The following is a 13,768-nucleotide window of genomic DNA, read 5'->3' on the forward strand; positions in this document are numbered from 1 at the left end:
GCCAATTAATATTTATAGCGAATAATAAAAGCTCAGCCACGCTCGCATTTCATCCTCAAAACTGTCGCCTTCTACTCGCGACAGTCCCATATTAAATATTAAGTCATTTATACCAGCAGGCCCCATTCCAAAACTAAAATCACCTTGGTGTTTTATCCCGTAACTTTGTGCATATACGGTGCCGTCGAGTTGATGCTGCTTGTAATAAAGCCACGGCATGCCTTCTTTAAAGCTAAAGCCGCCACCGTAACCTTGATAGCGCTTTGCAGCTGCGCTATAAAAAGGCAGCTCAGATGAAAGTACATATTCACTATCTTGCTGCTGATTAATAAGATTTGAGCTAAAGCCACCTAATGCAAGGCTGCTGTCATCACGTTGTTTTTGAGAAAAATTTGCATAAAGAGGAATACCAAACGCTTTACCAAAAATTTTGGCGACTAAATCGTAACCTTGCCAACTATTACTTTTACTACTGCCATCGTACCAACTTGCATAAAGGCTTTGGCCTATCACAAAGTCTTGACGATCATATTGCCAACTTTGGGCAACGCCTAAGCGCGTCCAATTTTTATGGTGTTGTTTATAATCAGTGTAATTGTAGGCAAGCTCCGGCGTTAAACTTAGCTGCCCAAATTTAACAGGGTAACTTATTGCAGCAAAACCACCACGGGCATCCATATCTGCATTTAGACTTTGCTCATACTGGCGCGATGTATTTAAATTATAGTCAAACAGTGCAAGTTTCAGTTTTACATCAAGCGCATTATATTTTGCCTGCACATAACCACCGTGCAGTGCTCCATCGTGTAAATCAGTGCTATATCCCGCTTGCAAGTCGAGCTGTTTTAATAAATCGCTACTTTTAATGCTTAAATCTAACAAACTGGTAGAAGCCGAATAATACTGCGTCCCTAGTGCAAAAGTAGCGTGCTGCTCGAGCACGTTGTAATTTGTTTGCTGCGTTGTTTGATGCGTATATATTTTAGCTTTTGGAAGCGTATGTTCGTTTACAATGAGCAGCGGTGCTTTTTTATTAGCCGAAAATTCAGTAACTACAGTGCTGTTTATAGCTTTTGGCAATGTTTTTACATTTGGCCCATCTGCGGTTATCGAAAAATAGAGTAACGAGCCATCGGCCATTTCAATCGGGTGGGCAACGGCTTCCTGCCCTTGGGTTAACTTGGTGAGTTTTTTACTCTCTATGTTGTAGTTATAAATATCAGTAGCGCTATTTAAGCCTGCAACAAAGTAAAGTGACTCGCCATTATGGCTAAAGCTAGGCTGACTTAAATATTGATACCCGTTTGGCATAGGTACTGACAGCTGTTGTTCGCCGTTTATACCTTGTATATACAATTGCCAATTTTCATTTAATGACGTTGATAAATAAGCTAATTTAGTTTCATCAGGACTGAGTATTGGGTAATCGTAAGTTGTCTCAAGGCTTTTTGTAAATAATGGTGTGGTGGTTTGCGTATTGAGATCAACCTTTACTAATTCAGAGTAGCCATCTCTTATTTGCTCGCCATACAAGGTATCACCGTTACTGGTTACGCTAAATCGTCGTATACCAGCAAGTTTGGTAAGCTGTGTGATATATCCAGTGTCAGTGTTATAGCTAAATATGTCAGACACTTTGTTATAAATACCCGACTCTTCATTGCTGTACGCATTAAAATACAACGTTGTGTTATTTACCCATTGCGGGTTTGCAATACCGGCTCGATTAATTTGATTAAGCACTTGTTTTTGTTCGCGCTTAAACACACTTGGCGCTGTATCGGGGATGTCTTGTGCATCGTTTTCGAGTAGCTCTTTTTGCGCTTTAGTAAACTCTTCTTGCGCCTTTATGTTGTCGTCCGTGCTATAAATTACAAGCTTGGTATTACTCTCTTTATCTCGCTCAACAATCGCAATCTTACTACCATCTTTTGAAAGTGCTGGGTTACTTGCATATAAGTTAAGCTCAAGCCAAAGTTCACTATTAAGTAACACCTCCCCTTGCTCTATTTGCATTGCTTTATAGGTATATTCAGCTATAAATCGGCGATATAGCTTGGCTGCACTTTGCCCAAACACACCGCTAAATGCCTCATCAAAATCACGCGTTTTTACGCCTTGCATTCGCGTCCAAACACTATCGAGTGTTTGCTCTGAATAGTTTTGCTCTAGCCAATTTAAAAAGCGACTACCCATTAAATACGCCATTGAGCCGCCCATAAAGCCCTGCTCGCCATTTAATTGCCCATAGGTTGGCAAAGCACCTTGCTGAGCAAATTCTCGCAGTATTGACTCTGAGTAGTTATCAAACAAACGTCCACGCCCCGTCATTTTAGACTCAATCAATGTGGCATAACCTTCGGCTACCCAGCGCGGCGTATCACTGTAGGTTAAGTCGTATAAATCCCATATACCACGTACTTTCTGCTGCCAGTGATTGCGTGTAGGCTGTGCTAAGTGCACTAAGTGAATATATTCATGCAACACAAGCAACTGCTGCCAGCCAGAGCTGTTTGATATAACGGTGTCGGATTGTGGTGGGGTTGTAAAAAGTGCCATTACAGGATTATTTGAGGTAGGTAGCGCAAAGCCATTTGCCGCATTTAGGGGATCAAACACCACTACATCAACTGTTTTATCAAGTGCTCGGTTTTGCTGCTCAAGCACTTTGGTGCGTACTATTTCAAGCTCTGCTGCAGTTGATTTAGCAAAATCAGCATGCTCAACACTGTAGTGAATGTTGAAATGTTCGGTATGAATAGTTTGCCAATCGGCTGCAAAGATCGGTGCTGCTAGTAATAAAGCTGATGCGATAAGTGTTTTTTTCATGAGCGTCCCTAAAATAATTCCTTAATACCATCTAGGGTATTATTAAATGTCTTTCATGGGCAGTAAGAAAATGTAATAAAACATGTTAAAATGGGTATTTCCACATGTTTTATTAGGGGAATTTACATCCAGCTGCGAGTATCTGACTCAATCTGCTTAATTGTAAAATCAATAATAAAGTCAGCATCTTGCTGCTTTATGTAGGGCATAAATACAAAGCCTGAAGCAAGTTGTATATACAGGCTTTTTAAGCCTGACTTTCTCATTAGGTACGTACTTATACTGCGCGCACTTTGCGCTTTATAAAGCTCAAAAACACGGTAATGAACGCCAATCATACCTTTGCGTACAACCATGTAAAATCGACCATTATCCTCATGCATGTAATAACCATAACGCTGATACGACAAAGTCACCAAGCCAGAAAACCCCACCAAAACACCAAGGCTTATCAAAGTATTAATATCAGCAATAAAACAAAAGCCAAACACTAATACACTGGGTAACAGTGAATAAAAACCTAAATTTTTATACAAAAGCGCTCGCTCTGCGCGCTTAAAAGCGAGTTTTTTACTATTAAACCACGGGTAAATCCATTGGCATACACTATCAACTTGTTCGCTATTTAATACAGGTAATACTAACGTTTGTTTATTTTTTTTAGCTGCAACACCGGCTGCTATTCCGCCGCTACTTGCTTGTAAACACTCAACGGTAAATCGCTTTAGTAATCGCCCCATTAGGTTTTGTTTAATAACAATAGATTGCACCTTGTCCATGCTCATTGAAAGCTGATGGCGCTCTAACAAGCCAGCAATACGTTTAAATTTTTGACCTTTAAAATAAAGCTCAAAATTATAAAAGCGAATAAGCGACATAGTCACCGATAGCATCACCGCTACCAAAACTAGCAAAACAATTAAGGTGATCATCGCAAAAGCAGCAGCACTTGCCAGCATACCAAGCTCTTGTTGATAAAAGCCTTCTACTTTCGCAATAATTTGCTTCTCTAAAAAATCAACAATTAGGTTTATAAAAGGGGCAAAAGCAGCGATTGCTAAAATAGCCATATTCGACATTAAACCAAATTTGGCTATTTCTTTATTGCTAATGCTTAGGCTGTTTTCGATAGTGTCTGTTTCGCTTTGTTCAGTATTTGGTGCTTCTTGCTGTTGCTGCGCTTTAAAATCAAATATTTGTTTACGCATTTGCTGTGCATAAACTTTAGTAACACCAGGTAAAACAACTTCTTGCGACACACTGCCAGCGGCATCAAAAATACAATTAACTAAGTTTACGGGGGTAAAATAAAACGGCTCGGCAATATTAACGTTTTGCACACGGCCAAATTTAAGCGTAAGTCGCTCTTTTTTAAATACACCTTTGTTAAGCAATATTTCGTTGTCGCTACTAATACTAAACTTAAAATTTAAATAATATAAAAATGAGTAAACAAGTAGCAAAATTAGTGCAATACCGCCTGCAACCTGCGCCCAAAACAACTTATTTTCTACTTGAGTAACAAACACGACAAGCATGGGCAGTAAGTTTAAAAGGCCATCTTTTACAAAGCGCACACCAAAGTGCACAACAAAGTATAAAAGTGCCCAGGGCGATACTTTCTGCCAGTAAATAGGGCTGGCTTTATCTTCGATAGTTGTATTACTCATCGACTAAAGCTGCCTGAGTAGTTGCATCGTCTTGGCGGTAGTTTTGTACAAATTGGCGCATATTTTTACAATCATCATGGGTTAGCCCACTAATTTGTAAATCGGCACTTACACCGCCAGCGCTAAATAATTTAATGCTCGCAAGACTAAGTTTTCGCTCTATTGGCCCTTGGTGTATTTCCATATGCTGTACACGCGCTAAAGGTAATACCGTCACTTGTTGCCAAATAACGCCTTTTTTAAAAGCAATGTCATGTTCTCGTACTGCAAAACCTCGCAACCTCACACTTATTATGTTGTACGCCATAGATACGGCTACCAAAATTGGCATACCAATTAGCAAATACGTTTGTGCATTATTAGCAAAGGCTTCATTAAAATAACAAACAGCAATAAGCGCTCCAATTAGCGGTACATAAAACAGAAGCGAGCTAAGTTGTGTATGTAATAAGGCTTTATCAGCCAATGGCTTAAAGCTAATATCACTATGCTTTGGCAAATCCATTATTTGTTGATTGTTAAACACTATTTGTCCCTATTTCTGCTTTTAATTATGACTAGCTTACCAACTAATGGTGGTTATTAATGTGTGGCTTTGTTTTGGCTCAAGCGTTACTTTATCTGTCAGTACATTAGCGGCCTCTAGACACAGCATTGTTTTATATTCATCATCAGCAAAGTTAGATAAGCGTTTTGACTTTTCTATCCATGGGTTCCACAGCACACACGAACTTGAGTTTTCGCGGCTCACATTAATAACACCTTCTGGCGTATTAATGCTTTGCATTGTACTTGCTTGTGTATAAACCATGTCGGTTTCGCGATTAAAGCTTACAACATCATTTTGTACAAATGGCCCTTCACTAAACTCAATATATTGCGCGCCTTGCAAACCATCAACATGGGTGTTTGTAATATCTGAGGTTGGAAAATAGGTATGCAGTGCTTGAGTGAAGCTAAATGGCACACTTCCTAAGTTAGTGGTCGTTAAGCGAACCTGTAATTTATCGCTTAATATAAACTCAACTTTTAATGCGGACTGATGCGGCCAATACGTTGTATTAACAAGTTTCATAGGGAGCTTTAAACTAACTGTAATTTGCTCATCAGATTCGTGTACTTCATCGGCTTGCCATACGCTTGTGCGCGCAAAACCGTGGGCAGGCCACCCATCATTAGCGTGTGTACCAAACCACGGCCAACAAATAGGAATACCGCCTCGAATACTCGCCCCTTCTTGATAGGTTTCCTCTTGTGAAACCCAAATAAGTGGCTTGTTATTTTTAGGGATAAACTCGGTAATTTGCCCACCTTGCAAAAATATTTTTGCGTCGCACTTTTCACTAGCTACTTTAATAAACTCAAGTCCGGATTCGCTTTGCTCAATGCTAACTGATGGCGATAATTTCATACCTTCCCCTATAATACTGATACTAAAGATTTTTAATGTTTACATCTAAACAATAATGCATGCTTAAAGTATACGCTATTGATATTAAATATTGATTGCTGAATTTGTTCATTGCCGATTAATACATATACAGTAAACTCACAAACAATTACTTTGTACTAACAGCTGTAAATGAATAATACTAAAGTCTATACAATAAGACTTGCCAATTATTCACAACATACGTACTGTGCGCAACTTAATGCACACAAGGTGCTAAGAAAATTTACCAATATTTAAACAATATAATTTTACATTAGTTACTGCTCTAACTATTAAAAACCAATAAAAGCGGGCTAAAGTACAATATATTATTTGAATTCAATTTATTTGATGTGTAACATTTCGCGATTACGGCAAACTACCGCCCCATCGACGAGATAAGCAAATGCAAAAATATGACGAGTTATTGGTTTCTTTACGTAAAGTTATCCGCGCGATTGACTTACATTCTAAGCAGCTAAATAAAACTTCGGGTTTAACTGGCCCACAATTGCTTATAATGCAAGAAGTGCAAAAAACCGATGGAATAACGGCGAGCCGTATTGCTCAAAATGTAAATTTAAGCCCAGCAACGGTCACCAATATTCTCGACAGAATAGAAAGCAGAAACTTAGTAACACGCGTACGCAGTCAAATGGATAAACGCAGAGTGAGCTTATACCTCACCGATAAAGGAAAAGAGTTACTTGATAAAGCACCTCAGCCATTGCAAGAACACTTTATTGAAAAGTTTTCTGCACTTGCTGAATGGGAACAGAGCCTTTTACTCTCATCAATGCAGCGTGTAGCCGCAATGATGGATGCAGATAAATTAGATGCATCGCCCCTTCTAGAAGTTGGTGCGCTTACTCAAGCTCCTAAAGAATAAATAATAAAAAAAATACATAGTTTTTGTACTTACCCTAAACGTAAGGCGTTTTTTTACGTCTTGAATTTTTTATTTTTTAATCAAAATCTGAGCGGCAATTATGACTAAACTCTCAAAATTAACACTAGCACTAGTTCTAGGTGGTGTTACAAGTACTTCTTATGCGTCTGATGATCTAGACACGTTACAAAGCCAACTTAAGCAGTTAAAGCAACAAATGCAACTGCTTGAAAATAAGTTAGCTGATGAAAAAACAAAACAGCAAAAAATTAATGAGCAACACAAGCAAGAAGTTGCAAAAATTAGTAAAAAAGCTGATAACAAAGAAGTTGTTGTTGCTGCCGCCGAATCTGAGAAAAAAGACGAAGGCGTTAAAATTGGTGGCGCAGTGCGTTTTAATTACAGCACTAATTCATACGATGAAGACACTCAAGATCGTAGCGGCGACTTAGACTTTGAAGTATTTCGCATTAACTTATCTGGCGAAATAAACGATATTTCTGTTAATGGTGATTTTCGCTTTTACGATTACATGACCATTGTTAAGTATGCATACTTAGGTTACGAATTTACTGATGGCTGGGAAGCACAAGCTGGTATTGCACCTGTCCCTTTTGGTAATGGCCCATACAACTCACACAGCTACTTTTTTAGCACTAACTACTATGTTGGCCTAGAAGACGACTTTGACTTGGGTGTAACAGTAAACCGTAAACTAAAAGATAACTGGAAACTAGACCTAGGCTTTTTCAAAAATGATGAAGTAGGCGGCGTTGATGGCAGCTCTGAAGTTAACGAGCGTTACTCTTTTGATATAGTTGGTAGCCGTGCAACAACCGAAGGCACATACGATGCACCTGGCTCTCGCCTTGGTGAATACAACACATTTGCAGCTCGTACAGTGTACCAAATTGAGCATGGCGAAAACGCTAAAACCGATGTGGGTGTATCACTATTAAGCGGTGGCTTACATGATGGTAACGACCGTGCAGGTAACTACGGCGCATGGGCGTTCCACGTAAACAGCCAAATAAATAACTGGAATATTCAATTTCAGCACGGTGAGTACGACTACGACCTAGACGACAACAGCAACCGCTTTGTTGTAGGTGCGTTTGACTACTACGACACCGTATCAAGCGAAGCTACCATGACTAACTTTAACGTAGCTTACGACCTATCGGTTGATTTAGGCCCTATAACAGGCGTACAGTTTTACAACGATTACGGGATCATTTATGACAAATCTGACGACAGTGCAGATACATGGATGAACGTAACAGGTATGAGCGTATCAGCAGGCCCGTTATTTACGTACTTTGACTTTATTCAAGCACGTAACCAGCCATTTATTGGCGGAACAATTATTGGTGATGGCGATACAGAGCGTCGCTTTAACATCAACGTAGGTTACTACTTCTAGATAAGTAAAACCTATTTTATAAATTTAAAAGGGCAAACTTAGTTTGCCCTTTTTTATGTTTTTACACTTCGATTTTATAACTATTTGGCCTACAATCGAAAGTATCAGCCATTACTAAAAAGAGCCTAAGTGAATATAAAAGCAGTGTTTATTTGTTATAAAAACTTATGGTTTAAAGCACTTGGCTTAATACTTGTAGCCTTGGGTATTATTGGCATTGTGCTGCCGGTCATGCCTACCACTATATTTTTTATTTTAGCGCTCACCTGCTTTACTCGCTCATCACCCGCGCTTGAACAATGGCTGTTAAACCACCCTCGTTACGGTGTAACTTTGCAGCAATGGCAAGCCCATAAAGTAGTGCCTGTAAAAGCCAAATGCTACGCCGCCATTGGCATGTTAATTGGATTTACATTTTTACTGTATTCAGCCGCCCCTATTTGGGTTATTTATCTCGTTGCAGTAATAGAAGTATTGGTAATGATTTACCTTATTTTAAGACCTTCCAGCCCTCCTAAGCGTTAAATATTCATTTTTTACCTGCTTACCGCCTTTGTTTTAAAGTTTTTATGTAAAGATAAGTAAGTAAATTTGTAATAGCTAATGCAAATCATTATCATGCTGTAAATTTAATTTATTTACTGTTTTTATGTCGTTTATTAACAAGCGGGCTTTGTATAGCACAAGCCGTGCTCTACATATTTATATTTCTACAGCTTTGTTTTTTTTGCTTATCTTATTTTGCGTTAGCGGCATTGTGCTCAACCATATTGATTGGCTTAAAAACGATAAAAATAATGGCCAAGTAACGGCGGTAATTCCAGCAGAGCTAGTTACCAAAGCGAATGAGCAGCTAAATACGCTGCCAACGCTTTACCCTGAAATAGAAGCTTACCTAGCCGAGCAATATGCACTTACAAAAGTAAAAAGCATTGAGTGGGAAAAAGAAGACGCGCTTGTCATGCTCGACTACCCACTGCCTGCTGGGTTTGCCTACGCAGAGCTTGATTTTACAACTGGCGAGCTAAATCTTGATTACCAAACAGGTGGCTTTTTAAGCCTTATTGGCGACTTACATAAAGGCCGCCACAGCGGTGAAGTATGGAGTTGGGTAATTGATATATCTGCCGTACTAATGATTTTATTTGCCATCACCGGCATGATTATTTTGTTTCAAAATAGAAAAAAACGCTTAGCAGGAATATGGATAACCGTACTCGGAGTGGCAACTCCACTGGTTATTTATTTATGTTGGGTTCCACAAATAAAAGGAGTGTCTTAATGGTTAAATTTAAATTATTTATAAGCGCCGCATTACTGCTCGTAGCTGCGTTTTTTCAAACAACGGCGCATGCAAAAACACCACAGCTAGAGGTTGAATTAACACTTCCTGACTTAGAAGTACAACCGTATCACCGCCCATACGTTGCAGTTTGGCTTGAAACACCAGAGCGCAAACACGTTACAACGCTTGCACTTTGGGTGCAAAAAGCAGAATGGTTTAAAGACTTACGCCAATGGTGGCGTAAAGCCGGTAAAAGCGATGCCAACTTTGACGGCATTAGCGGCGCAACAAAACGCGCAGGTACTTACACCATAAATTGGCAAGGTAATGATTTAGACGGTAACCCAGTAAAACCAGGTAAATACTTACTAAATATTGAAGTTGTACGCGAAGAAGGCGGCAGAGACTACACCCGCGTTGAGCTCGATTTAACTAAATCAGGCAAACTAACAATTGATGGTAAAAACGAGTTTTCTAAAAGCTTCGTCACTGTAAGCACTAAGTAGCTGCTACTTAATCATTTGAATTTAAGGAAATACAATGAAAATTAATTTATTAAAAACGGCATTAATCGGCGCATTGAGCTTATCTGCTTTAGTGTCAACTTCAGCAAGTGCACACGGACGTTGGTTACTACCTTCGCATACATCTTTATCAGGCGATAAAGCGCATTACGTAATGATTGACGCTAGTATCTCTAACGAAATGTTTGCACCAGACAAAGCCTTTAAACCTAAAGAAAAAGGCGCCGAGTACGACGACACATTATTAATGGCACTTGCGCCTAATGGTGAGCCAGTATCTGAAACCATTCGTGCTTATTACTTAAAGCGTAAAAGCTCAGCTGCGGTAAGCTTAACAGAGCAAGGCACTTACCACATTGCAATGACCCAAAAGCCAATGTACATGACCTTCTATAAAAACGAAGAAGGTAAGCGCAAGCGCGTATTTGGTAAAAAAACAGAAGCCGAGTTACCTAGCAATGCAAAAGATGTAACCACAACGAAGGTTGTTTCAACAGTAGATACATTTGTAAGCCGAAATGGCACCTCAAAACCTGCACAACTTGGTTTAGGCCTTGAGCTTAGCGGTCCAACGCATCCAAACGATTTATTTGTAGGTGAACAAGCACGTTTTCAGTTACTACAAGATGGTAAATCTGCTGGTGAAGGCGTTGAAGTAAGTATTTTAAAAGGCGACACACGCTACCGTAACGAGCGTGGCGAAGTAAAAGTAACGACCGATAAAGACGGTATGTTTACAATTACGTGGAAAGAGCCAGGCCTATACCTAATCGAAACCTCTAACAAGGTTACCGTAAATGAAGAAGGCGTAGATGCAGGACGTTATGCATTATTTACAACGCTTGAAGTTGCCCCTGAATAATTTAAATTACTAAATTTAAAAAATTGAAAGGCCAAGCATTTGCTTGGCCTTTTTACGTCTTACTAACTTTTATCTAAAATCCCCTTGAATTCGCAACCATTCGACACAAGATTGCAACTACAACGATCCAAACGCCTATATCACGCGTAGACAGTGACCTTACTTGTTAACAACTTAGAATATCTTAGATAGTTTTTATCTTTGCACTAGGGTAGTCGCTTCTATATGATGCGCTCCTTTTTAAAATCAATAGTCAGCAGCCCTCAAGGGAATCAACATCATGTTAAAGCCATTATCAGCCAAAAAAGTAGCACTTAGCCTGGCCGTTTCTTCTGCACTTAGTGCACCCTATTCTTCTGTATTTGCTGCAGAACAAGATGTTCAAGCCGAAAAAAGCATTGAAGTGATTTCAGTAACAGGTACTCGCCGTAGCTTACGCAGTATTGCCGAAAGCTCAGTACCTGTAGATATTATTACCAGCGGTGATATGCAAAGTACGGGTCAGCTAGAAATAAGCCAAATACTAGCAAACCAAGTACCTAGCTTTAACTACCCAAGTGCCACTATGGGTGATGGTACTGACCATGCAAAACCAGCTGTTTTACGTGGATTAGCACCCGATCACACATTAGTACTTATAAACGGTAAGCGCCGCCATGCCGGTGCGCTATTAAACTTAGCAGGTGTTGTTGGTCGAGGCTCTACCGCTGTTGATTTGAACATGATCCCAACCTCTGCAATTAAACGTGTTGAAGTACTTCGTGATGGCGCAGCCGCACAGTACGGTTCTGATGCAATTGCTGGGGTAATTAACATTGTACTTAAAGATGCCTCAGAAGGCGGCAGCGTTAGCGTAACGTACGGTAAATACGATACTCAAATGGCTGGCGTACCTCAGCTAGAAAGCACCTACGCAGATGCAAACGGCGACTTAGCCTTTAATACCGGTGGCGACAGAGAAGTAAACGACGGTGCAACACGCACTGTTAGCGCAAACTCTGGTTTTGCGTTATCTGATAACGGCTTTGTAAACGTATCAATTGAATACCGCGATAACGACTCAACGCAGCGCTCAGGCTTTGACCCACGCGAACAATACAGCCGTCTTGATGATGGCAGCCTAGACCCACGCGAATTTACTATCGATCGTTACAACCACCGTTTTGGTAAAGCAGACCTTGAAGATTACGCGTTGTTTTACAACATGGGTTACGACTTTGATAACGGCTTAAACCTTTATTCATTTGGTAGCTACTCAAAGCGTGAAGGTAATTCAGGTGGTTTTTACCGCCGTGCAAAAGACAGCCGTAACGTTTTAGAAGTGTACCCAGATGGATTTTTGCCGCAGATTGAAACAGACGTACAAGACTACTCATTTGCACTGGGCTTAAAAGGCGAAACTAACGACTGGACATGGGATGTAAGTACCAACTACGGCCGTAACGACTTTGGCTTTGGTGTTGTAAATAGTATAAACACATCACTAGGTGCCGACAGCCCAACCGAATTTGACAACGGTGCATTGGTTTACGATCAGTTTTTAGTAAACGCAACAGCCAATACCACACTCGATTTAGGCTTACCTGATGACGTATTTTTTACCGTAGGTACTGAATACCGCCACGAAAGCTACAAAATAGAAGAAGGCGAAGAAGCGTCTTACATCACCGCACTTGATAGCGACGGTAACCCAATTGCAGCCGGTGGCGCGCAAGTACTTGCTGGTTTTGGACCAGAAAGTGCGACTGACGAAAGCCGTCATAACATCGCTTTATTTGTTGAGTTTGATACCTACTTAACAGAAAAATGGAACGTCGTTTTAGCGGGTCGTTATGAAGATTACAGCGACTTTGGCGACACATTTACCTCTAAACTTGCCTCGCGTTACAGCATTACTGAAAACCTATCGCTGCGCGGTGCAATTAGCACCGGTTTCCGTGCGCCATCTTTAGCGCAAAGCTCGTACCGCCAAATCTCTACTGTACTTGAGAACAACCAACCATTTGAAGTTGGTTTATTCCCAACCGATTCAGCCGCAGCGCAAGCACTCGGTGCTCAGCCGTTAGATGCTGAAGAGTCAGTAAACGTTACTGCGGGCTTTATGTACACGCAAGGCAGCTTTAGCTTAACCGTTGATGCGTACCGTATTGATATTGATGACCGTATTGTATTGTCTGAAAACTTAGAGGGCGATGCCGTAGTAGAAATACTACAAAATGCAGGTGAGCTAAATACCGAAAGCGTACGTTACTTTACCAACGCTATCGACTCACGCACGCAAGGTGTAGATATAGTTGCCACTTATAACCTAGATTTAGACAACTTAGGTGATTTACGTTTAAACGTAGCAGCTAACTTTAACGACACCGAAGTAACGCACGTAAACGACAACCCAAGCGAGCTAAACTCACTAGGTGACGACTACGTAGTGTTTGCACGTCGTGAAGTAGGTCGCTTTGAAGAAGGCACGCCAGATAGCAAATGGAACCTATCAGCAGTGTGGAACTTTAACGAATGGCAAACAACGCTTCGTGCCACACGTTATGGTGAAGTCGCTGATATATCAACTACAGCTGATCGCGATGAATACCTAGACCCTAAATGGATCACCGACCTAGAAGTGGCATACCGTCCAGACGAATATTGGAAATTTGCCGTTGGTGCAAACAACTTGTTCGATCAGTACCCACAAGCCACCGTGGATAACATTGGTTACTCTGACTTTGGTCAAATATTCCCGTACACACCGTATGCACCTTACGGATTAGACGGGCGTTTCTTATACGGTAATATTACTTACAGCTTTTAATTTAAATTTAAATTTAATGAGTTAAATTAAAATCCGATATGGCAT

The 13,768-nt window shown here is 40.4% G+C and carries 11 protein-coding genes; 7 read left to right on the forward strand and 4 right to left on the reverse strand.

Annotation, left to right across the window (positions count from 1 at the left end; all coding sequences use genetic code 11):
* Positions 1-12 precede the first annotated feature (12 nt).
* From GQR47_RS10885 to GQR47_RS10900, 4 genes are all read right to left on the reverse strand, one after another.
* Entirely contained in the window at positions 13-2,829 is a 2,817-nt protein-coding gene (locus GQR47_RS10885; RefSeq protein ID WP_024596093.1) for a PD40 domain-containing protein, read from the reverse strand.
* 122 nt (positions 2,830-2,951) lie between these two features.
* Positions 2,952-4,499 carry a PH domain-containing protein gene (locus GQR47_RS10890; RefSeq protein ID WP_154903802.1) on the reverse strand — a complete coding sequence of 516 codons (1,548 nt, stop codon included), beginning with the start codon at positions 4,497-4,499 and terminating at the stop codon, positions 2,952-2,954.
* Positions 4,492-5,025, reverse strand: coding sequence for a PH domain-containing protein (locus GQR47_RS10895; RefSeq protein WP_024596094.1), 534 nt, complete (start codon positions 5,023-5,025; stop codon positions 4,492-4,494). Before GQR47_RS10895 ends, GQR47_RS10890 begins: the two co-directional genes overlap by 8 nt.
* A gap of 36 nt (positions 5,026-5,061) precedes the next feature.
* Positions 5,062-5,910 (reverse strand): D-hexose-6-phosphate mutarotase, encoded by an 849-nt coding sequence (locus GQR47_RS10900; RefSeq protein WP_024596095.1) that lies wholly within the window; start codon positions 5,908-5,910, stop codon positions 5,062-5,064.
* A gap of 427 nt (positions 5,911-6,337) precedes the next feature.
* On the opposite strand from GQR47_RS10900, the gene GQR47_RS10905 reads away from it, so the two are divergent.
* From GQR47_RS10905 to GQR47_RS10935, 7 genes are all read left to right on the forward strand, one after another.
* Entirely contained in the window at positions 6,338-6,820 is a 483-nt protein-coding gene (locus GQR47_RS10905; protein ID WP_002960189.1) for a MarR family transcriptional regulator, read from the forward strand.
* Between the two features lie 100 nt (positions 6,821-6,920).
* Positions 6,921-8,243 (forward strand): hypothetical protein, encoded by a 1,323-nt coding sequence (locus tag GQR47_RS10910; RefSeq protein WP_002960190.1) that lies wholly within the window; start codon positions 6,921-6,923, stop codon positions 8,241-8,243.
* Between the two features lie 129 nt (positions 8,244-8,372).
* Positions 8,373-8,768, forward strand: a complete 396-nt coding sequence (locus GQR47_RS10915; RefSeq protein WP_024596096.1) for a YbaN family protein — start codon at positions 8,373-8,375, stop codon at positions 8,766-8,768.
* A 124-nt stretch (positions 8,769-8,892) separates the two neighbouring features.
* A complete protein-coding gene (locus GQR47_RS10920) occupies positions 8,893-9,525 on the forward strand; it encodes a PepSY-associated TM helix domain-containing protein (RefSeq protein ID WP_024596097.1) in 633 nt (210 codons plus the stop codon).
* The gene (locus GQR47_RS10925; protein ID WP_024596098.1) at positions 9,525-10,034 is read left to right on the forward strand and encodes a DUF2271 domain-containing protein; all 510 of its coding nucleotides are present in this window, start codon (positions 9,525-9,527) and stop codon (positions 10,032-10,034) included. Before GQR47_RS10920 ends, GQR47_RS10925 begins: the two co-directional genes overlap by 1 nt.
* A gap of 34 nt (positions 10,035-10,068) precedes the next feature.
* Positions 10,069-10,914, forward strand: coding sequence for a DUF4198 domain-containing protein (locus tag GQR47_RS10930; RefSeq protein WP_024596099.1), 846 nt, complete (start codon positions 10,069-10,071; stop codon positions 10,912-10,914).
* A gap of 277 nt (positions 10,915-11,191) precedes the next feature.
* Entirely contained in the window at positions 11,192-13,723 is a 2,532-nt protein-coding gene (locus GQR47_RS10935; protein WP_024596100.1) for a TonB-dependent receptor, read from the forward strand.
* Positions 13,724-13,768 lie beyond the last annotated feature (45 nt).

The organism is Pseudoalteromonas sp. Z1A2, from assembly GCF_011378755.1.
GTDB classification, from domain to species: Bacteria; Pseudomonadota; Gammaproteobacteria; order Enterobacterales; family Alteromonadaceae; genus Pseudoalteromonas; species Pseudoalteromonas distincta.